The sequence below is a fragment of the Candidatus Hydrogenedentota bacterium genome, assembly GCA_019637335.1.
GTDB lineage: Bacteria > Hydrogenedentota > Hydrogenedentia > Hydrogenedentales > JAEUWI01 > JAEUWI01.
Map to the genome: position 1 here is coordinate 194262 of JAHBVV010000001.1, position 19672 is coordinate 213933.

The 19672-nt window shown below is 64.4% G+C and carries 20 protein-coding genes; 5 read left to right on the top strand and 15 right to left on the bottom strand.

The features are described 5' to 3' along the window. Positions 1-225: 225 nt before the first annotated feature. The 4 genes from KF886_00755 to KF886_00770 all read right to left on the bottom strand — a co-directional run bounded on the left by KF886_00755 (position 226) and on the right by KF886_00770 (position 3069). Positions 226-840, bottom strand: a complete 615-nt coding sequence (locus tag KF886_00755; protein MBX3175866.1) for a MarC family protein — start codon at positions 838-840, stop codon at positions 226-228. 26 nt (positions 841-866) lie between these two features. Continuing rightward, positions 867-2153, bottom strand: a complete 1287-nt coding sequence (locus KF886_00760; protein ID MBX3175867.1) for a TRAP transporter large permease — start codon at positions 2151-2153, stop codon at positions 867-869. Positions 2154-2158: 5 nt separating this feature from the next. Beyond that, positions 2159-2713 carry a TRAP transporter small permease gene (locus tag KF886_00765; protein MBX3175868.1) on the bottom strand — a complete coding sequence of 185 codons (555 nt, stop codon included), beginning with the start codon at positions 2711-2713 and terminating at the stop codon, positions 2159-2161. Positions 2714-2925: 212 nt separating this feature from the next. Beyond that, positions 2926-3069 carry a hypothetical protein gene (locus KF886_00770; GenBank protein ID MBX3175869.1) on the bottom strand — a complete coding sequence of 48 codons (144 nt, stop codon included), beginning with the start codon at positions 3067-3069 and terminating at the stop codon, positions 2926-2928. Positions 3070-3210: 141 nt separating this feature from the next. Here KF886_00770 and dctP point away from each other — a divergent pair, with 141 nt between their 5' ends. Continuing rightward, the gene (dctP, locus tag KF886_00775) at positions 3211-4254 is read left to right on the top strand and encodes a TRAP transporter substrate-binding protein DctP (GenBank protein MBX3175870.1); all 1044 of its coding nucleotides are present in this window, start codon (positions 3211-3213) and stop codon (positions 4252-4254) included. Positions 4255-4342: 88 nt separating this feature from the next. On the opposite strand, the gene thpD is transcribed toward dctP, so the two are convergent. From thpD to KF886_00815, 8 genes are all read right to left on the bottom strand, one after another. Beyond that, positions 4343-5278: an ectoine hydroxylase gene (thpD, locus tag KF886_00780; protein ID MBX3175871.1), complete on the bottom strand. Its 936-nt coding sequence runs from the start codon at positions 5276-5278 to the stop codon at positions 4343-4345. Positions 5279-5309: 31 nt separating this feature from the next. Beyond that, complete coding sequence (locus KF886_00785) at positions 5310-5720, bottom strand: ectoine synthase (protein MBX3175872.1); 411 nt, start codon at positions 5718-5720, stop codon at positions 5310-5312. Next, positions 5717-7048: a diaminobutyrate--2-oxoglutarate transaminase gene (gene ectB, locus KF886_00790; protein MBX3175873.1), complete on the bottom strand. Its 1332-nt coding sequence runs from the start codon at positions 7046-7048 to the stop codon at positions 5717-5719. Before ectB ends, KF886_00785 begins: the two co-directional genes overlap by 4 nt. Positions 7049-7076: 28 nt before the next feature. Continuing rightward, positions 7077-7574, bottom strand: coding sequence for a diaminobutyrate acetyltransferase (gene ectA, locus KF886_00795; GenBank protein ID MBX3175874.1), 498 nt, complete (start codon positions 7572-7574; stop codon positions 7077-7079). Positions 7575-7714: 140 nt separating this feature from the next. Beyond that, complete coding sequence (locus tag KF886_00800) at positions 7715-8251, bottom strand: MarR family transcriptional regulator (GenBank protein ID MBX3175875.1); 537 nt, start codon at positions 8249-8251, stop codon at positions 7715-7717. A 252-nt stretch (positions 8252-8503) separates the two neighbouring features. Further along, positions 8504-9064: a hypothetical protein gene (locus KF886_00805; protein MBX3175876.1), complete on the bottom strand. Its 561-nt coding sequence runs from the start codon at positions 9062-9064 to the stop codon at positions 8504-8506. Between the two features lie 13 nt (positions 9065-9077). Beyond that, positions 9078-9515 (bottom strand): hypothetical protein, encoded by a 438-nt coding sequence (locus tag KF886_00810; GenBank protein ID MBX3175877.1) that lies wholly within the window; start codon positions 9513-9515, stop codon positions 9078-9080. A gap of 344 nt (positions 9516-9859) precedes the next feature. Next, the gene (locus tag KF886_00815; GenBank protein ID MBX3175878.1) at positions 9860-11266 is read right to left on the bottom strand and encodes a hypothetical protein; all 1407 of its coding nucleotides are present in this window, start codon (positions 11264-11266) and stop codon (positions 9860-9862) included. Between the two features lie 490 nt (positions 11267-11756). Here KF886_00815 and KF886_00820 point away from each other — a divergent pair, with 490 nt between their 5' ends. The 3 genes from KF886_00820 (at position 11757) to KF886_00830 (ending at position 14594) form a co-directional block, all read left to right on the top strand. Further along, entirely contained in the window at positions 11757-12818 is a 1062-nt protein-coding gene (locus tag KF886_00820) for a uroporphyrinogen decarboxylase family protein (protein MBX3175879.1), read from the top strand. Next, on the top strand, positions 12815-13900 hold the full coding sequence (locus tag KF886_00825; GenBank protein ID MBX3175880.1) for a Gfo/Idh/MocA family oxidoreductase: 1086 nt from the start codon (positions 12815-12817) through the stop codon (positions 13898-13900). The genes KF886_00820 and KF886_00825 overlap by 4 nt, the downstream gene beginning before the upstream one ends. Before the next feature lie 61 nt (positions 13901-13961). Next, entirely contained in the window at positions 13962-14594 is a 633-nt protein-coding gene (locus KF886_00830; GenBank protein MBX3175881.1) for a hypothetical protein, read from the top strand. A gap of 19 nt (positions 14595-14613) precedes the next feature. Here KF886_00830 and KF886_00835 read toward each other — a convergent pair whose 3' ends face one another. The 3 genes from KF886_00835 to KF886_00845 all read right to left on the bottom strand — a co-directional run bounded on the left by KF886_00835 (position 14614) and on the right by KF886_00845 (position 18204). Continuing rightward, positions 14614-15414: a trypsin-like peptidase domain-containing protein gene (locus KF886_00835; protein ID MBX3175882.1), complete on the bottom strand. Its 801-nt coding sequence runs from the start codon at positions 15412-15414 to the stop codon at positions 14614-14616. Positions 15415-15430: 16 nt separating this feature from the next. Continuing rightward, positions 15431-16459 carry an RluA family pseudouridine synthase gene (locus KF886_00840; GenBank protein ID MBX3175883.1) on the bottom strand — a complete coding sequence of 343 codons (1029 nt, stop codon included), beginning with the start codon at positions 16457-16459 and terminating at the stop codon, positions 15431-15433. Between the two features lie 1277 nt (positions 16460-17736). Continuing rightward, positions 17737-18204 carry a hypothetical protein gene (locus KF886_00845; GenBank protein ID MBX3175884.1) on the bottom strand — a complete coding sequence of 156 codons (468 nt, stop codon included), beginning with the start codon at positions 18202-18204 and terminating at the stop codon, positions 17737-17739. A gap of 267 nt (positions 18205-18471) precedes the next feature. Between KF886_00845 and KF886_00850 the strand changes: the two genes are divergently transcribed. After that, entirely contained in the window at positions 18472-19650 is a 1179-nt protein-coding gene (locus KF886_00850; protein MBX3175885.1) for an exo-alpha-sialidase, read from the top strand. Positions 19651-19672: the final 22 nt, after the last annotated feature.

A 19672-nucleotide genomic window follows, 5' to 3' on the forward strand; every position in this document is an offset into this window, starting at 1 on the left:
TGGTTCAAAGCTGCGCGAGCATGGGGAAACGGCCCGCGCGCCCTCGCGAAGGAGGGTGGCGCGCACGCCGCGGGGGCGCTCCGGCCCGAATTCCGGGACCGGATCAGGCCGAAAAAAAGACGCGCGTTCACCGGAACGGATCCCCGCCCACATATGGCGCGCAGTATAGTGAAAGGCCCGCGCGGATCACAAGGGGGGGGAGGGGGGATGGGCCGCGCGGCGCGGTCAGACGGGCCGCGCCTCGGACAGCAGTTCCTGGAGGCCTCCGACGATCATCTCCACGCCGACGGCCCCAACGAAGAGGGCCATAATGCGCATGAGCACGGCGAAATACTTCGCGAAGGCCGTCTCCCGGGCGCCCTCGGCGTTCCGGAACACGCCGTAGGCGCAGAGCACGAAGACGATGTTGACGAAAAGCACGCCCGCGATGACGCCCGTTCCGAGGAGGGCGCCGTGCTTCTCGCCAATCAGGATGCTGACCCAGAGCATCCCGGGGCCCACCATGTAGGGCAGGGCGATTTTGGGGGCCAGGTCGCGGACTTCGCCGCGGAAGAGCTGGGTGCTGCCCTCCCCCGCCGTGATGTAGCGGTAGGCGACGTAGAGGTTGATCATCCCGCCGAAGACGCGCAGGGAGCCAAGGCGGATCTGAAAGACATCCGAAAGGATCGGCTGGCCGGAGATGGCGAACACGACGAAAATGATGAAGGAGTAGAAGCTTGCCCGCAGGTGCACGCGCGTGAAGCGCTTGAAGTGCATGGTTTCGAACAGCTCCCGGAGGTAGAGGACCTGCGAGAACGGGTTCAGGATGATCAGCATCAGTAGAAAGAGGTTTGTGTCCACGTATCTAAAAGTCCTTCACGGCCCGCTCAGCGAAACGCCAGATCGCGCAGGAACAGGGCGATGGCGGGGAACAGGACCACGAGCACGGCGGAAAACAGCAGGATGGCGATGAAGGGCGGCGTGCCCTTCACGATTTCGAGGTAGGGGCGCCGGAATATTGCGATGGCGGTGAAGATGTCGCAGCCGAACGGCGGGGTGGCCGAGCCGATCGCGACCTGCATCGTGACGACGACGCCGACGAAGACGGGGTCGATCCCGGCCGCCACCGCGATGGGGTGGAATATGGGCGTCAGGATCAGAATCACCACGATGGGATCCACGAACATGCAACCGATGAAGTACGCGATCGCGATGGCGGCGATGATCGTGTAGTAGCCCGACTCCGCGGTGAGGCCGAGGCCGTCCGTGATGAGCGCCTGCGGTAGTTCGGCGAAGGAGATGACCCACGAAAACGCCGCGCCCGCGCCGACGAGGACGAAGACGACGGCGGTGACGAGGCCGGTGTTGGTGGCGATGGCGGGCACGTCCCTGAGGGAGATTTCACGGAACACCAGCACCTCCAGCACGAGCGCGTAGAGCACCGATACGGCCGCCGCCTCTGTCGGGCTGAACCAGCCCGTGTAAATCCCGCCGATGATGATCAGGGGGAAGCCCAGGGGGAGGATGGCGCGCCGCGCCGCCGCCCGGCGGGCCGGCCAGTCCTGCCGTTCGAGGCGGGGTATCTTCATCTGGATCGAGCGAATATAGCAATAGACACAAAACAGCAGCAGAATCAGCAGCCCGGGTCCGATGCCCGCGAGGAAGAGTTCGCCGATGGACGTGCCGGACACGACGCCATAGACGATCATGCCGATGCTCGGCGGGATCAGCAGCGCGATATCGCTCGCGTTGATGATCAGCGCCGTGGAAAAAGGTGACGAATAGCCGGCCTGCATCAGGCGGGGCCGGAGCGGCCCGCCAATCGCGACGACGGTGGCCTGGGTGGATCCGGAGATGGCCCCGAAGAGCGTGCAGCTGATCGCGCTCGTTATCGGGAGCCCGCCGCGCAGGTGGCCGGCGAAGGCCATGACCAGGTTGAGGAGGCGGTCCGCCGCCTGGCCGCGGGTCATGATGTCGGCGGCGAAGATGAACATGGGCACCGCGAGCAGGGCGGCGGGCTTGATACCGCCGATCCACTGCTGGATGACGACGGCGGAGTTGACCTCGGGGAAGTACAGCAGCAGCACCGCCAGCGCGGAGGCGAGGAGCGGGACTTTCATGGGGTAGCCCAGGAAGAGCAGCCCCAGCATGATCGCGAGTATCAACAACGCCATGCCGGTCATGGGGCGCCCTCCGCTGTCTTGCCGGCGGCGTCGGCGGCGGCGCTCATGTATTCATCCTTCGTGTCGAAGGCCAGGTACACGGCCTCGCGCCGCAGGTTGCGCGCCGCCGTGAGCAGGTACTGGATCCCCGCCATCACCAGGCCGAGGGGCGCGATGAGGTAGACGAGGTACAGGGGAACCTGAAGCACCGGGGACACCGAGCCGAGGCGGCGCACCACCAGGGCGTATTCCAGCGCCTGCCACGCCAGGAAGAGCAGCAGCGCCGCCGTGGTCGCCGCGATGCCGGTCATGATGATCTTCCGCGCGCGGTGGCCCAGGGCGTCGTATATCGCGGTCATGCGGATGTGGCGCCCGCGGCTCGCGCCGTAGCTCAGCCCGGCAAAGGTCACCAGGACGATCAGGAACTGGCACAGCTCCTCGGTGAACGCGAGGCTCGCGCCCAGAAAGGAACGCGAGATCACGTTCAGGACGGTCAGGCCCGCGATGGCGAGGATCGCGCCGGCGAGCACGAGTTCCTCCGCCCGCTGTATCAGTCTGAATAAACGCTCCATCGCGAAGCTCCTTGTGTCCGGGCCGCTCTAAATCGAACCCTATCCGTTTTGCGGGCCGGGATTGGGCATTCCGCTATCCCCGCACAGCATTCGACTGCTACGATCTGAACTTAAACCACGAATGGACACGAATTCACACGAATGAAGGGACGATTGGATTTATTTGGGGATTCCACGCTGTCTGTCCTGTGTGGCCGAGATTCGAATTCCTTTCAGGCGAACTCGAAGGGCGCCGGTTTTTCCAGGGCGATGCCCTGGGCTATGCTGCGCTGGCCCTTCGGGCCGAAGAATCCCGCCGATGCGCTTCCGGCGATCCAGTATGCCGTCCCAAAGTCCAATTCTTCATTCGCGTCCATTCGCGTCCATTCGCGGTTCAATTCCAATGGGTCTCGGCCAGGGCGACCGTGCATTTTTATCGTGCATTCTTACGAAATGTATGCTAGAATGGTCCTTATATGCGGACGCCGCGTTCGCGGCGAGAACCCGAAAGGGCCATCATGTTTATTCTGAATCGTACCGGTATTCGCGCCGGAATGTTGATCTTGGCGGCGATCGCCATCGCCGCCGCGCGCGCGGATACGCCGCAGCAGCACTGGCGCTTCGCCATTGAAGAGACGCAGGGGAGCGTGCAGGACGCGTACGCGCAGGAGTTCAAGCGGCGCATCGAGGCGGGGTCGGGCGGAGCCATCCGCGTCACCGTCTACCCATACGGGACGCTGGGCACGTCGGACCAGGTGACCGAACTTCTCGCGATGGATTCCATCCAGTTCGCCATGGCCTCGCCGGGGCACCTGGGCAAGCTCATCCCGGAGGTGCAGGCCTTCCTGCTTCATTTTCTTCTCACGGACGACGAGACCATCAACAACCGCGCTTTGGGCGATCCGGCGCTCCGCGAGGCCTTCGACGCGATCTATGCCGAGAAGGGGCTCTCGCTGCTTTCTATCCTGAGCGAGGGCTGGATGGTGTGGACCACGCAGAAGCCGGTTCGCAGGCCGGAGGACTTCGCGGGGGTGAAGATCCGCACGATGACGTCGCCATTGCTGCTGGCGGCCTACCGCGCGTACGGCGCGAGCCCGACCCCGCTGCCCTATGGCGAGGTGTACAGCGCGCTGCAATTGAATATGATCGACGCGCAGGTGAATCCGGTATTTGCGATACAGGAAATGAGCTTCTACGAGGTGGTCGAGTATATGATCTTCGCGCGGCACGCGCCGTTTGTGACGACGGCCGTGTCGAACCGTGCCTTTCTCGACGGGCTGCGACCGGCGGACCGCCAGCTCGTGCTGGAGACGATTGACGCGCTTCAGGCCTTCAACCTGGAGACGCAGCGGAAGTTCAACCTGGAGCGCCTGGACCTGATCCGCGAGCGGAAGCCGTCGATCCAGATCATACCCGAGCTGAGCGAGGACGAGCGGGCGGCGTTCCGGGAGGCAAGCCGCCCGGTGTACGAGCAGTTCACGCGCCTGGCGGGCCCGCGGGGCGCCGAAATGCTGGAGGCGATACGGGAGGCCGTCGCCCGCGCGTCGGTCGAGAGCCCGTGAGCCGTTCCGGCGCGCCGGCAAAAAAGAGGGCGGCGCCAGCCGGAACCGCCCGTGACCGCGCCGCCTCTCGTGTTGGGTGTTCATGGTGTCAGGCCACCGAGGCCTCGCCTGGCGTGAACTCCAGGGGCTCGAGGGGCTCCGGCTCGCGGTTGCCCAGGAACCATGGGCGCCGGTGGGCCGCAGCAAAGGGCTCGACCAGCTGGTTGTTCATGCTGTTGTAGACGAAGAAGACGTTGCTGCGCGGGTAAGGGGTGATATTTCCGTTGGAGCCGTGCATCAGGTTGCAGTCGAACAGGGTGACCGAGCCGATTGGCCCGCGCGGTACCGCAATGCCGAATTCATTCGCCATCCACTCCAGCTGGGTGTCATTGGGTACGCCGTAGTCCTGTTTTTTCAGGGACTGCATGTAATGGTCTTCGGGCGTGTAGCCCTCGCACTGGCAGAAGTACTTGTGGGAGCCCGGCATGACCATGAGCGGCCCGTTGTACTCGTAGTTTGGCGTCAACGAGATGGAGCAGCTCACGGCGCGCATGGAAGGCATCCCGTCCTCGCAGTGCCAGGTCTCGAAATCGCTGTGCCAGTAGAATTCCTTGCCGCGAAAGCCCGGCTTGTAGTTGACGCGGCTCTGGTGCAGGTAGACCTCGCCCCCGAGAATCTGCCGGACCATGCCGAGCAGGCGCTGTTCCGCGGCGAGGCGCTTGAAGGCCTCGCTCACGGTGTGGACCGCGAACACCGATCGTATCTCGCCGCTCAGGGCCTCCGTAATCGCGATTTCGGACTGGCGCACCTCCTCGTTGGTGCGGAGCGCGTCCATCTCCTGCTGCATCGCGGCGACTTCGTCGTCGTCGAAAAAGGACTCCAGGTACAGGTAGCCCCGCGCCTCGTAGCGGGCGAGTGTTTCCGGATCGAGCGGCCCGGCCCCCGCGAAGGGCCCGTCGTGCACGACCGGCTCCTTGCGCTTGAGTATTTCCACCGTCGCTTCACCGCGCGATGGGTATGTGTCGTCCGTATCCGTATGGTTCATCTATCCCTCTCCTTGCCCAGGTGTCATTCTGTTATTCGCGCGCCGCGCCGGCAGGCTCGTCTTCGAGCAGCGGGTAGGCGCCGTCCGCGTCGTGCGTCTCCCGCCCGGTGCAGGGCGGGTTGAAGACGCAGATCATGCGCAGGTTCTTTTTGGCGCGGAGGACATGCCGATCATGATCGTCGAGGGCGTACATGACGCCGGGCATGATCACATGCCGTTCGCCGGAGCCCAGATCTTCAAGCTCGCCTTCGCCCTCCACGCAGAGCACGGCCTCGAGGTGGTTCTTGTACCACATGCGGGTTTCCGTGCCCGCGTAGAGGATGGTCTCGTGGAAGGAGAATCCCATGCCGTCCTCCTTGAGGAGGAGGCGCCGGCTGACCCAGGTGTCGGCGTGCACCTCGCGGCTGGTTCCGCGCATCGATTCGACGCTTCGGACTATCAAGCCGTCACCTCCCTCACCCCGGCGAACTGGCGCGCGTGCTGCGGGAAGGCCTCCAGCGCGGCGGCCAGGCTTTCCTCGATGATTTCGAGGCCGCGCTCGAGCGTTTCCATCTCGATCGTCAGCGGCGGCAGGAGCTTGAGCACCTGGTCGTCCGCGCCGGACGTCTCGATGACGAGCCCGCGCTTGAACGACTCCCGCGCGATCGCGTTGGCGAGTTCGGGCGGCGAACATTCCACGCCGAAGATGAGGCCGCGGCCGCGCACGCCCAGGATCCCCGGATACGACTCGCGGAGGCCGTGCAGGAAGCTGCCGGCCACGAAAGACTTCTCCTTCACCTCGTTGGGGAAGGTGCGGCTGCCCCAGTAGCGTTCGATGGCCTCGGCGGCGGTGACGAACGCGAGGTTGTTCCCGCGGAAGGTGCCGTTGTGCTCGCCGGGTTTCCATTTGTCGAGGCGGGGCTTCATCAGCACGACCGACATGGGCAGTCCGAAGCCGGAGAGCGACTTCGACAGCGTCACGATGTCCGGGTTGATGCCGGCGTCCTCGAAACTGAAGAAGGTTCCGGTGCGCCCGCAGCCGACCTGGATATCGTCGACGATAAAGACGATTTCGTGGTCGTTGCACAAACGTTCAAGGCGGCGGAGCCAGTCGTAGCTCGCCTCGTTCACGCCGCCCTCGCCCTGAATCGTTTCCACCACCACCGCCGCGGGCTTGTCCAGGCCGCTGCTGTTGTCCACGAGCATCTTCTCGAAGAACATGAGGGTGTCGAGGTGTTCGCCCAGGTAGCCGTCGTAGGGCATGAAGGTGGTGTGCTGCGGGTCCACGCCGGCGGCGTCGCGGAAGTGGCTGTTGCCGGTCGCGGCGACCGCGCCCAGGGTCACGCCGTGGAAGCCGTTGGTAAAGGAGACAATATTCGTGCGCCCGGTGTGGTTTCGGGCGATCTTGAAGGCCGCCTCCACGGCGTTGGTGCCGGTCGGGCCGGTGAACTGGAGCTTGTAGTCCATTTCACGGGGCTTCAGGATAACGTCCTGCATGGCCTTGATGAAGCGGTGCTTGGCCGTCGTCATCATGTCGAGGCCGTGCGTTACGCCGTTCCGGATGACGTAGTCCAGCAGGGCGTCTTTGAGAAAGTCGTCGTTGTGGCCGTAGTTCAGCGAGCCGGCGCCCGCCAGAAAGTCGATGTATTCGTTGCCCTGCTCGTCGGTCAGGGTTGCGTTTTTGGCCTCCGCAAAGACCACCGGAAAGGACCGGCAGTAGCCGCGCACTTCCGATTCGTAGGTTTCGAACAGGTCTCGTTTGTCGCCTGTGCCATTACCATTGTCACTCATCGTTTTTTTCCTCCTTTTTTCGAGTTGCTCACCGCAAGGGCCCCACGCGGAAAAGCGCCTCTGGCTCGTGTTCGCCGCCGCCAAAATGTTCCGGCTCGAAATAGGCGCGCTCCTCACAGGGAACGCCCAGGCGCTCCGCCAGCCCGCGAAAGAGCCGGCGCGACGCCGTGTTGGACGGGGAGACGGTCGCTTCGAGGTAGCGCACCGGGACGGGGTCGTCCCGCCCGATGAGTTCCATGAGCAACGCCTGCCCCAGGCCGAGCCCGCGGCCGCGTTCATGCACCCCGATCTGCCAGATGAAAAGCGTGTCCGTAGCGTCTGGCAGCCGGTAGCCCGCCGCAAAGCCGGCGAGCCCATCGCCATTCTCCGCAACCGCCGTGGTGCGCCCGAAGTGGGTTGCGAGGAGGGCGTACGCGTACGCGGTATTGACCTCCAGGGGGGGACATTGCTGCACCAGGTCGTGAATTCGCGCCCCGTCCTCGGCGTTCGCGCGCCGGATCACGAGGGTCTGTTGCGGGGTAGACATAACGCTCCGTTGGTTGTAGTGCCCGGAATCAGAGAGACAAGTCCGTGCTACAAAAATCATTTGAACTCGAATGATTGTAGCAAAATTCGGATCTTTTCTCAAGGACGGCGTGAATTTGGTCCCCGATTCCCCGTAACCCCTTAGCCCAGCGTTTCTTCCAACTCCGGCACGTCGCCCGTGGCCAACAGCGGAGCCGCTTCGATATCCCGCGCTTCCATAAGATCCACGATTCGCTCCAGCGAAAGGGCGATCGTGTTCTGCTCACGCTCGGGGAGCTCGTGAAACGCATTCGCGAAGACATCCTGCAGCGGCGACGGCGCGGATCGCGCAAGCGCTATCCCCGCCTCGGTGGCGCAGATGTGCACGAGGCGGCGGTCGTAGGTGCTGCGCTCCCGGCGAACGAGGCCCTTGGATTCAAGGCGATCGAGGATCCCGACCACGGTGCTGTTGCTCACGTGGATCTGGCGCGCGATGTCTGAGGCGGTCGAGGAGCCGGACTCCACGATCCAAAGCAGTGTCACGAGTTGGGGCGTGGTGATATTGTGGACTGCCGCCAGCTTGCGCGAGTGGATGTCCACGGCCTGGATGATCCGCCGGAGCGCCCGAAGGATGCGGACGTCAAGCGGGGTGACGGCGGGCCGCGCCGTTTCGCTGGTGGTCGTATGGGTTTCAGCCATGGCAAGCTCCCGTGCGGTGTTGGCAACGCTATATGCCGCAATTATAGCCGGAATCCACCCTTCCGCGCCATATGGATTCCCGGGCGGGTCTCGCACGAACCGGACGGTGCGGGCCTGCGCCCCGGCGGTCGCACGGATCGCGCGGCGCGGTCTCGGTGTGGGGTGAATTGGGGGGGAGTCCGCCCCGGGGCGGGAAAACGGTTTGCGCAAACGCCGATCAGCGCCCCCCGCTAGTATGCGCTGTATCGCACCCTAGAGGACCAGGAGGAGGGCCGTTGCGTCGGCGGCGAGCACGAGCGCCGCGCAGAGAGCCCGCCGCCGACCCCAGGGAAAGGCCCCGGCAATTGCCATCACGGAGGCCACGGCGAGGGCGACCGTACCCGTTGTGACCATGCTGAAGGCGGGAAATTGCGCCCAGTAGGATGGGGAATCCAGAACATTCGCGGGGATGGCGGCCCGATTGAGCCAGAAGAGGCCCAACGAGAAGAGCAGCAACCCCGTCGAGGCCACGACGAGCGCGGCCATCTCGCGGCGTATGCTGCGGCGCGCGCGGCGATCCTCGCCCGAACTGCTTGCAATCTCCACCAGCTTCTCCCGAACACTCGCGTCCGGGTCGGCCGCCGTCACGAGCCCGTGCCGGTGGCAGAACACGCCTTCGCGGTCTTTCCAGCTGACGAGCACGCGCTGCTCGTCCTGATGATGGAGGCGGAGTTCCCGGTCCCGCGCGATACAGTTCAGCCACGCGTCGCGCGACATCACCAACCCACACGGGCCGGCCCCCGCGATTGTGGCTGCGTCATTTTCGTGGGGCATGGTCATAACCCTGCTACCCTTCCTGGCGAACCAGCCGTATCTCCCCCAGAGACAACGTGCGTTTATTCTGCTCGAAACGAACGGGAATTTCCACCCGCCCGTATCCGCCCATATCGAACTCAAATATCACGGCCAATGGACCCTCCCGGTCCCGGCGGCCCCGGTGGGCTTCACCCGGGCAACCCGTTACATACCGGAACGCTATCTCGCCTCCCGCTCCCGTCTCTCCATCATACACCAGCCGGTCTCCCGCCCGGATCGCCACCGCCACACCGGATACCGGCTCGCCCGTGGCGCCGTCCACAATGGCGCCACTGAAATCGACCACGTGACGGCACGGGCCGCCGAGTCCGGCGCACCCCGCCAGGCCAGACAGCGCCGCGGCAGCCGCCAGGCGCCGGCCCCACCGGCCTATACCCGCGGGGGCAAAACGCCAATCCAGTCGCCGCAACGGCAAGCCTCCAACTGCGCGCCGCACGGCACAAGCCGCGCATACTGCGCAAAGTACCAGACATAATAACATTGATCGCGCCGCTTGGCAACTGTCCTCAGGGCAATCGCATTTAAACCTCCACCTCGAGCCGAGCGCCACATGGACTACCTTAAATGTTAAGAAGGGCGCGTGTTGGAGCGCTGGCATCCTTGCCGGCACAGATGCCGGCGCTCCAAAACGCTCACTATCGTTGATTCAAGGTTCCAAATCGACTCAAGTTTACGCCCATATACCGAGATCGAGTTTAAATGCGATTGCCCTGCAACTGTCATGCGCCGGAAAATTGACGCCGCCCTGGTTCGTCAGTTGTCCCCGATTTCCACTGCGGGTTCGGGCAGGTTCCGATCAATCTCGTCCAGTCGGTAGCCAAAGCCGCTGCCGGCGATGGAATCCAGCCGCACGACGCCCTCGCGACGGCGGTAGAGCCCGGGATGCACCTTCGCCTCGGGCAGGCTGGCGTCCGGGTAGAACTGCATCGCGTTCGTTTCCACGCCCATGATCGTGCCGGCGTGCGCCGCGAGAAGGACATGCGGGATCTGCGCGATCATGGGATTCGTCAGATCCTGCACCATGAGCGTCATGCCGTGCGCTTTCGCCCAGCACAGGCTCAGCAGGGCGCCCGTCTGTGTCTTGCAGGTCTTGAGCGCAACGCCGGTCCAGCCCAGCGATCGCCCGAGCCGGACCAGTTCCCAATCGTGCGCGCTTTCGTCCATGAAAAGGGGTTTCCGGCTCGAAACGCTGTGGACATCGATCCGGTTCGCTTCCAGATCGTAGGGGAAGGGCTGTTCGACGTACAGCAGCATCCCGCAAATGCGCGGGTGCTCCATGATCAACCGATCCAGTATGACATTCACGTAGGTCGGATCCGTCACCGTGCAATTAAAATCCGTTGTAAGCCAAACCACCCCCTCCTCAATCGCAATCGCGCCCACATCGACAATCCGCTTGTAGTCCCAGGCCGCATCCGTGCCGCAGAGCTTGATCTTCAGGCACATGAGCCCGTCCGTCCGGATCCACTCGCGGAGAAAGACGGGGTAATTGTCTTTTGGCATTTCGATATCCGGCTCAAAGGGATCCAGCGGGTCTTTCCCGCCCACAAGGTGCCAGGCCGGCAGTTCCATCTTTGCGGGGCGGATGAGAAAGTCCGCGGGGTATTTTCCCGCGAAGGACACGTCGCTGTTCTCCGCCGGCGCCAGCCACGCCGAAAGGTCCCGGTTCATATACTGCGCGTTGTAGGTCGCGTAGGTGGGCGCGTCGTTGAGGTTGCCATAGGCGTCGTGCAGGGCGATGTCGTAGGCCGAGCAGCACACGAGCGCCGCGAGCCAGGGCATGGGCTCGCCGCCGCGTTCCGCGTTGAACTCCGCGACCAGCGCTGGCAGGCGATCGTGGAGAAAGGCCTGGCCTACCTCGATCGGGTGGCCGTAAACGTCGAAATCCGCCCAGGCCGCCGCGAGCAGTTCGCTGAAGGCCATCAGCGCGGCCTCGCGCTCGGCGTAGGGCAGCGCGCTGGGCCACACCCAGTTCGCGCTCAGCGGCGTCTCGCCCCAGCCGGACGCCCGGCGGCGATCGCGGCCGGCCACTTCGATCCGGACCCGCGCGCACTGGATATGGGTTGAAACCGCGGCGCCGAACTTGAGCGGCACCCGCAAGGTGCAGGGAATGTAGTACAGGCTCGCCGCCAGGGGGCGGGCGTCGGTTGACTTGGACATGGGATCACACTTTCCTGGGCCGCGGCCGGCGGGCGGCGCGGAATCCAATACGAGAACTGCCACGGAGGCCAGCAGTTTGCCACGCGAATGGCTTGTACTACAATTTCCGGGAGATTGCCGGCGGGTGCGGCGCCGGGTAATGGGCACAGGGCAATCGCATTTAAACTTCCAACTCGACCCGAACGCCACATGAACCACCTTCAGTGTTCAAGAGGGCGCGTGTTGGAGCGCTGGCATTTCGCCTGCGGCGAATCCCTGACCTGGCCGGCACAGATGCCGGCGCTCCAAAGCGCTCACTATCGTTGATTCAAGGTTCCAAATCGACTCAAGTTTACGCCCATATACCGAGATCGAGTTTAAATGCGATTGCCCTGGCAATGGGCGCGGTTTGCATACCCGCCGGAAATCTGGTTTACTCAGATCCGTACCGCGCGCCCCCGCGGTGTTCCGGGTTGCTGAATGCCGGCGGGTGCCGGTTGGGGATTCGCCCATGTTTCAAACGGCCCCCGCATCGCGAGACGCCGTCTCCGCCGCGCTGAATGGTTCCCCCGGCTGCCACACGCCGGTCGGCCCCCTCGCTGTCCATTCCTGCGCGCGCTTCGCCGGGGTCACGCTCCGGGATTACACGCTGAACGCCGCGACGCTGGCCGATTGCGTCGTTCGGTACTACGAGCGTTTCGGGCCCGATGCGGTTTGGGTTTCCGCGGACACGTGGGTCACGGCGGAGGCCATGGGCGCGCGCGTGGCGTTCCCCGGAGCAGATCTGCCGCTGGGCGGGGCCGGCGATCCGCTCGTGCGGTCGCCCGGCGACATTGATCGGCTCCCCCCGCCGGATCCCGGGGCGCGCGGGCGCCAGCCGCTGATGCTCGAAGCCTTGGGCCGGGTACGCGCGGCGATTGGCAACGACGCCTTCATCGTCGCGTGTTTCGATCAGTATCCGTTCTCGCTCGCCTGCGCCCTCATGGGCATCCAGCCGGTCATGACAAAGGTCATCGAGGATCCGGGTTTCGTCGAGGCGCTGATGGAGCGGGGCCTGGAGCACGGGATCGCCTACGCCCGCGCCCTGGCCGATGCGGGGGCCGACATGCTCAGCGGCGGCGACTCCCCGGCGGGGCTGATCGGGCCCGCGCTGTACGCCCAGTGCGCGCTTCCCTTCGAGCAGCGGCTTATCGCGGGCGTGCAGGCCTCGTGCGCGATCCCGGTCTCGCTGCATATCTGCGGCAACGCGATGCCCATACTGGACGGCATGGCCGCATCCGGCGCGTCCGTCCTGGAGTTGGATCACCTCACCGACCTGGGAATGGCCTGCGATGTCGCGGGCCCGGAGATCGCCCTGTGGGGCAACCTCGATCCCATCGGCGTCCTCGCGCAAGGCAGTCCGGACGCCGTTCGCCAGGCCGCATGGAACGCGCTCGAAACCGTGCGAAGCCGGGGCCACCGGCGCTTCGTGCTCAGTTCCGGATGCACGCTGGCCCCCGACACACCCCCGGAAAACCTCGACGCCCTGCGCCAGGCCGCCCGGGAATTCGATCAGGAGAACAACGCCCCATGAGCAAGAAACTTGGTGTACTTATCCACGGCGCGGGCTGGGTGGCCTCCCAGCACATCCAGGCCTTCCAGAAGAACCCCCACACCGAAGTCCGCGCCATCTCGAGCCGCACCCTGGAGAGCGCCCGGAATCGCGCCGCGGAGTTCGGCCTCGACGTGCCCTGTCATATCGATTACAAGGCGGCCCTCGAACAGCCGGACATCGACATTGTGGCGGTGTGCACCCCGCAGCACCTCCATCCCGAAAACACCATCGCCGCCGCCCGCGCCGGAAAACACATCGTGATTGAAAAACCCGCCGCCATGACCCTCGGGGACGCTCGCGCGATGCGGGACGCGGTGCGGGAGGCCGGGGTGCGCACCGTCGTGAGTTTTGTGTTGCGCTGGAACCCCCTGTTCCAGGCAATCAAGTCCCGGATCGCGGCAGACGCCATCGGGCGGGTCTACTGCGTCGAAACGGACTACCAGAGCTACGCCGGGGACTGGTGGGGCGGATACGGGCTGGGGCGGCAGAAGGAACTCGGCGGCAGCGCCTTTCTCGTGGCGGGTTGCCACGCGATCGACGCGCTGCGCTGGTTCGCCGCGCCGGGAGAGTTCGAGGCCGCCACCCCGGTGGAAGTGTTTGCGTGCCAGGGCGGCCTGCGCGGCCAGTCCACGGCGCAGTACAACCCGATCACGGGCGACTGGCACGAAGGCGAGCCGCTCGAATACCCCGGCGTCGAAATGGCCTTCGTCCGCTTCGACAATGGCGTTATCGGCAAGGTCTCCGTCAATTTCGAGTGCATCCAGCCCTACGCCTTCCCCGTCCGCATTTTCGGCGATCGCGGGACCATTCGCGACAACCAGCTGTGGGCGCCCGCGGGCGCGGCAACGCCCGGCTGGGAGACCATCCCAGGAATCACCCCGGATAGCGCGGACGTCACGCACCATCCCTTCCAGGCGCAGATCGATCACTTCGTCGGCTGCATTCAGGAGGGCCGGGAGTCGCACTGCAACCTCGAGGACGCGCTGCGTACGCACGAAGTGATCTTCGCCGCGCAACGCTGTAACGAGACCGGCCGATCCGTCTCGCTCCCCCTGCCATAAGGCGGCGCACATTGCGGCCCGCCGGGCGCGTTGTTAGAATGCGCGCAGGAGGATCGAAGGCATGTATGAGGAACTGGACCAGACCATCGCCGCGCTGGAGAACACGTCCGCCGGCTGGGTCAACCGGCGCGACGCGGCCGCGGCGCTGGGCGAGTATATCCGCCGCGCCCGCGCGGCGCTCGAAGCACACGCAAACGAGAAGGACGTCGACGTGCGCGGCAGCGTCGTGGAGGCCCTCAAGACCGCCGCTTCGCCCGCCGCGCCCGCGGCCACCTCCGCGACGCCGGCTCCGCCCACCATGCGAGAACTGGCCCGCGCGTGCTACCGGAAGTCGCGCCGCGAAGTAAAGCCCGAGGGCGACGGCTTCGTGGTCCGCGTCCAGGCGCGGGACGGGCGCGCGCAGGACGTTCGCATCGACCGCACCACGCAGGCGGACGGCCGCGAAATCATCCGCGTTTCGACGGAATGCGCCGCGGCGGACCCCGAAACCATCGCCTGGGCCATCCGCAACCACGCCCGCTTCACGTACTGCGCGTTCTGCGTGGAGGAGCGCGGCGGGGTGGAACGCCTCATTCTTGCGTGTAATTTCGAGCCCGACCTCGTCTCGCCCGCCCAGGTGAAGAACGCGGTGAAGGAAGCGGCCCACTACGGCGACTGGCTGGAAAAGAAGCTCACCGGCCAGGACGAACACTGACGCGGGGCGCCGCGCGCGATCAGTCGGTCTTATAGGCCGGAGCCTGTTTTGCGATCTCGAGGATGTCGGCGCCGGGTATGACGACGCTGGCCATGTTCATGTCGTATTCGTCATGAACCCCCATTCCGTTGGGGCCGTTGCCGCGCAGGATGCGCGTGACGTTGATGCCGAGGCAGGCGCCGCTCGTGAGAAACACCGGCGTCCCCATGCCGCTGTATTCGCCGAGAATATACGTGAGCCGCGGGCGCTCCTGCACCGCGCCGATACGCATCACATTCGCCGTGGCCAGCCGCTGCGCCACCTTTCCGAGGCGGTGCAAGGTGACCACCTCGTCGAAGGCCTGGGCCGTCGCCCCGCCGGACAGGTCCACATAGGCCTGCGGCGCGTCGGGCTTCGTCACCGGACGCAGGAAGGCCAGATCCAGGTCGCGGTCGCGCAGCACGATCTCCGCATCCACTTCCTGCTCCCCGTGCAACGCCTTCAGCCCGGTGATCTCCGTCTTGCTGCTGTAGCCGTCCTCGCCCGCGAACATGTCGTCCATCCACGACGAGGGATCCGTGTGCATCAGCGAGGTGACCATCAGCCCTTCCGGCGAGATCACCGTCGCGGTAACCTCCTGCGTGAACTCGCTCACATCGGTCCCGTATTCCGGCATGGTGTAGCTCTGTTTGACCGTCAGCTTCACCTGCACAACCGCGGCGCCGTTTTTCGCGACGATCGCGCGCATCGCCTCGGCCACGGGATCCGCGCCCGCCCATCCGGGCAATAGCACCGCCGCCGCAACCAGGGCCCATCCCGCCCGCATCCATGGATTTCGCATCGTTTGCTTCCTCTTGTTACGCCCCAGGCGTCGCATTGGACTCGTGGTAGCGGCGCAGGCCATCCAGCGCGCGCTGAAAATCTTCCGGCGGCGGCGCCGTAAAGGTCAGCCGCTCTCCTGTTTTCGGGTGGGTCACGCCGAGGCGTTCCGCGTGAAGCGCCTGGCCGATGAGGCCGTACAGCGCGGCGCGGAGGTCGTCCGGAATAATCCAGTTTCGATACTCATGCTCGCCGTACACGGGATCGCCCAGGACCGGGCGGCCCGCGAAGCGCATGTGCACGCGGATCTGGTGGGTGCGGCCGGTCTCCAGCTGCAGGCCCACCAGGGACGCGATCCCGAAGCGCTCCAGCACCTCAAAATTCGTCACGGCCTCCTTGGCGCGGATCCCGGTCACGGCCATGCGGCTCCGGTCGCTCAGGCTCCGCCCGATGTTCGCGTTCACGCGGCCGCGTTCCTCCTGAAACTCGCCGCGCACCAGGCAGAGGTAGCGCCGATCGAAGGTGTGCGCCGCCGCCTGGGCCGCGAGATGGCGAAAGGCCGGCTCGTTCTTCGCCACCACCATCACGCCCGAAGTGTCCCGGTCCAGCCGGTGCACGATGCCCGGCCGGGTCATGTCCTCGCCCGCGCGCCTGAAATCGGGGCAGTGATACAGTATCGCGTTCACCAGCGTGCCCGTGTGGTGGCCCGGCGCCGGATGCACCACCATGCCGGGCGCCTTATTCACCATCACGAGGTCTTCGTCCTCGTACAGGATTTCGAGGGGAATGTTCTCCGGCTCCGGCCAGGCCGACGGGGCCGGCGGCAGATCCACCGTGATCGCGTCGCCCTCGCTCAGCACGCGGCCCGGCTTGGTGCACGGCGCGCCGTTGAGCATGACGCGCTCGTCCTTGATCAGCTTCTTGAGGTACGAGCGCGTCGCATCCTCCACCGCCTCCGCGAGAAACACATCGAGCCGGAGGCCCGCATGCTCCTCCCCGGCGTTTATTTCAACCAATTCACTCAAGAGGCATAACCTTTTTGGTAACCGTTTAACCGTCTGAAGCATAGAAAATTTTCAACCACGAATGAACACGAATAAGAGAGACTATTGACCGGGTTCGAAGACTCAAATGGAACGATAACAGGTCCACCTTTAAGCCTTTGTAACATTCTAGCCGCCTGAAGCAGCAACGCGCGGAAACAGCACGAACGGACCGTTAACGTACGAGGAAGCGATGCAAAGGATCGCGGACATTTCTGTCCGCGGCAGGACGAGCACAAGACATCTCGTGATCGCTGCGTATGTGAAGAGGCGCGGGTCGCCAATGCTTTCCGCTCCTGGTGACGCCGGGATCCTATTCCAAACCACTTACGTCACTTCATTTCCCGAGCTCCCGTTGCCGCGGACGTGCCGAAGGTCCGCCGAGGCGGAAATGTCCACGATCCCGCTATTCACGCCGGTCTTGCCCGGGAATCGCCTCCAAGGCGGTGGGTGCTTCATTCCGCTAAAGTGTTACAAAGAATTAAGAATGGATTCCAGCTCCGGAAGTTTCCGATCAATTCGTGCCAATTCGTGTGCATTCGTGGTTCAATATCCTGGTTGCGGCCAGCGGCTGCGCCGGGTTCTTTGTGCTCTTTGTACTACTATCCGTCAACTTCTTGTTTTTTCTGCAAGTTCTTTCGCTCAAGATCCATATAACCGTTTGTTGTAAAAGCATTTACGAAGCGAAAAATCCAGGGAGAATCTCCGGGCCGTTCCACAAGTGTCGTGGTCGAAATTCTTTTCTTGCCCACGGATTACACCGATGACACGGATTGAAGCGACACCCGAACCAATCGAGAAGAAGCAGCCCGCCACCCGATCAACCCCGCTAAAATTCCGATGCTGAACAATCCGATCAGGCTGCCTTGGAAACAGCACGCAGCCGCCTGCACACCCCAACGACCGAAATCATTTTCTATTCTCTTTCCGTGTCATCAGTGCAATCCGTGGGCACAATTCTTGATCACCGCCCGCGGCTGCTCCCGATGCATTCGTGTGCATTGGTGTTCATTCGTGGTTAAGAATGCGCTCTCGATCATCCACCCAATCCATCTGCGTACCAGAAATCACCCTATGCGCTCTCTGCGTTCTCTGCGGTTAAAGCTATTCTCTTTTTTTTCTTCGTGGCCTTCGTGCCCTTCGTGGTGCTCAATTCCTTGGTTGCGGCCAGCGGCTGCCCCGTGTCCATTCGTGGTTAAGCCGCTACTCAACTTCAGGCGGCTGAAGTTTTGCCCCTTTTGTAACACGGCGCTGACCAATGAAACGCCCGCGACGACACCCGCCTCCCCTACGCGCCGGCATCACCCGTGAATCTCGCGGAAGTGCATCACCGCCGCCATGAAATCGTCGCCGAGAAACTGCGGGAGAAACGGCTCCTCGTCGTCCTCGTCCTCCTCCGCCGCGCGCGCCGCGACCTGGCCTATGGCCTCCGCCAGCAGCGCGGCCATGGTGTCCCAGAGATCGCGCCGATCCTTCCAGAAAGCCGCATCCGCTTCGAGCAGGGCGACGATCAGATCGCCCTCGTGCGCCGCCGCCTTCATGAACGGGTCGCCCTCCATCCGCGCGATCGCGAGCGGCACGGTAAACCGGAGGCTGACGCCCCACCGGATCAGTTGCAGCAACTCTCCCGGCGTCAGGCGGCGCACCGGCTTGGTCGCCAGCGCGAACGCGTGCGGCGGTGCGTCGTACTCGTCTATCTCAAAACGCCAGTCCCCGCCCTCCAACTCGGCGAGCGAGCGGTGTGTGTCGAAATCAATGGGATTGTCCATGGCAGGTCCTGTGTGTGCGCCGGCCCCCGGCGCCGCCGAATGACGTATCATACCACGAATACGCGCCTGCGCCGAACCCTGCGCCGCGGCGGCCGATCCGTGCTACAATGCTCCACACGGCGCGTGACGCGCTGGATAGCCCCCGGGATACCGCTTTCATCCCCGCCGGCGGCCATTCATCTCCCATTATTGACCCCGCCGGCGGCTAGAACGCACATCCCCGCGCGGCGCGACGCCTGTTGGACAACGCACCCAGGAAGGACTCCCATGATCGCCCGTCTACTCTCCTGCCTCGCCCTCGCCGCCGCATTCGCCGCGCCCGCCCTCGAAAGCGAGCTCATTTTCCCCATGAACCCGATGCACAACCACGGATCGAGCATCGTGGAGACGCCGGAGGGCGACCTCATTGCGTGCTGGTTCCACGGCACGGGCGAGCGCAAGTCCGACGATGTGGTGATCCAGGGAGCGCGCAAGCGCCAGGGCGCGGATACGTGGAGCGAGCCCTTCCTGATGGCGGATACGCCCGATCTGCCGGACTGCAATCCGGTGCTGTTCATCGACCCCCGCGGCACGCTCTGGCTCTTCTGGATCGCCGTCCAGGACAACGAGTGGGGCGGGTCCCTCCTGAAATACCGCACCGCCGCGAACTACCAGAACGACGGGCCGCCCGAATGGGACTGGCAGGACGTCATCCACACGCGCCCGCTCAATCTGGAGCCGAAAATGAACGCCACGCTCGACCAGCTCGAGACGGAGATGGCGGATCTCCTTGCGGGCGCCCCGCGAATTCAGGGATTGATCCAGCAACTCCGCGACACGCTCCCAATCAAGATCCACCGGCGGCTGGGCTGGATGACGCGGATCAAGCCGATTATGACCAGCGAAAACCGGATGATGCTCGGGCTCTATTCCGACGTTTGGAACTCGTCGCTGGCGGTCTTCACCGAGGATTGGGGCCAGACCTGGACCACCGGGGAACCCGCGCTCACCATGCAGCTCGGCAACATCCAGCCGGCCTTCGCCCAGCGCAAAAATGGCGAGATCGTGATGTACATGCGGGACAACGGCCTCCCGAAGAAGATCCGCCAGGCGGTCTCCAACGACGGCGGCGTGACCTGGGGGCCGGTCACCGCGATGGACATTCCCAATCCCGGGGCATCGGTGGATGTGCTCGTGTTGCAAAGCGGCCACTGGGCCCTGATCTGCAACGACGCGGACGGGCGGCACATCGCGACGGTGTATCTTTCGGAGGACGAAGGGCAGACCTGGCCGGTTTCCAGACGGATCGAAGACTTCGAGAAGGACGCCGGTTCCGCCTCGTATTTCGCACTGATTCAGGGGAAAGACGGCGTGATTCACACGACGTATTCCTACAAGAACGCGGACACGCCCGGATCCGCGATCAAGCATGTCGCGTTTGACGAGGGGTGGATCCGGGGCGAGTAAGCCCCGCCCACGCGCCGCCTTG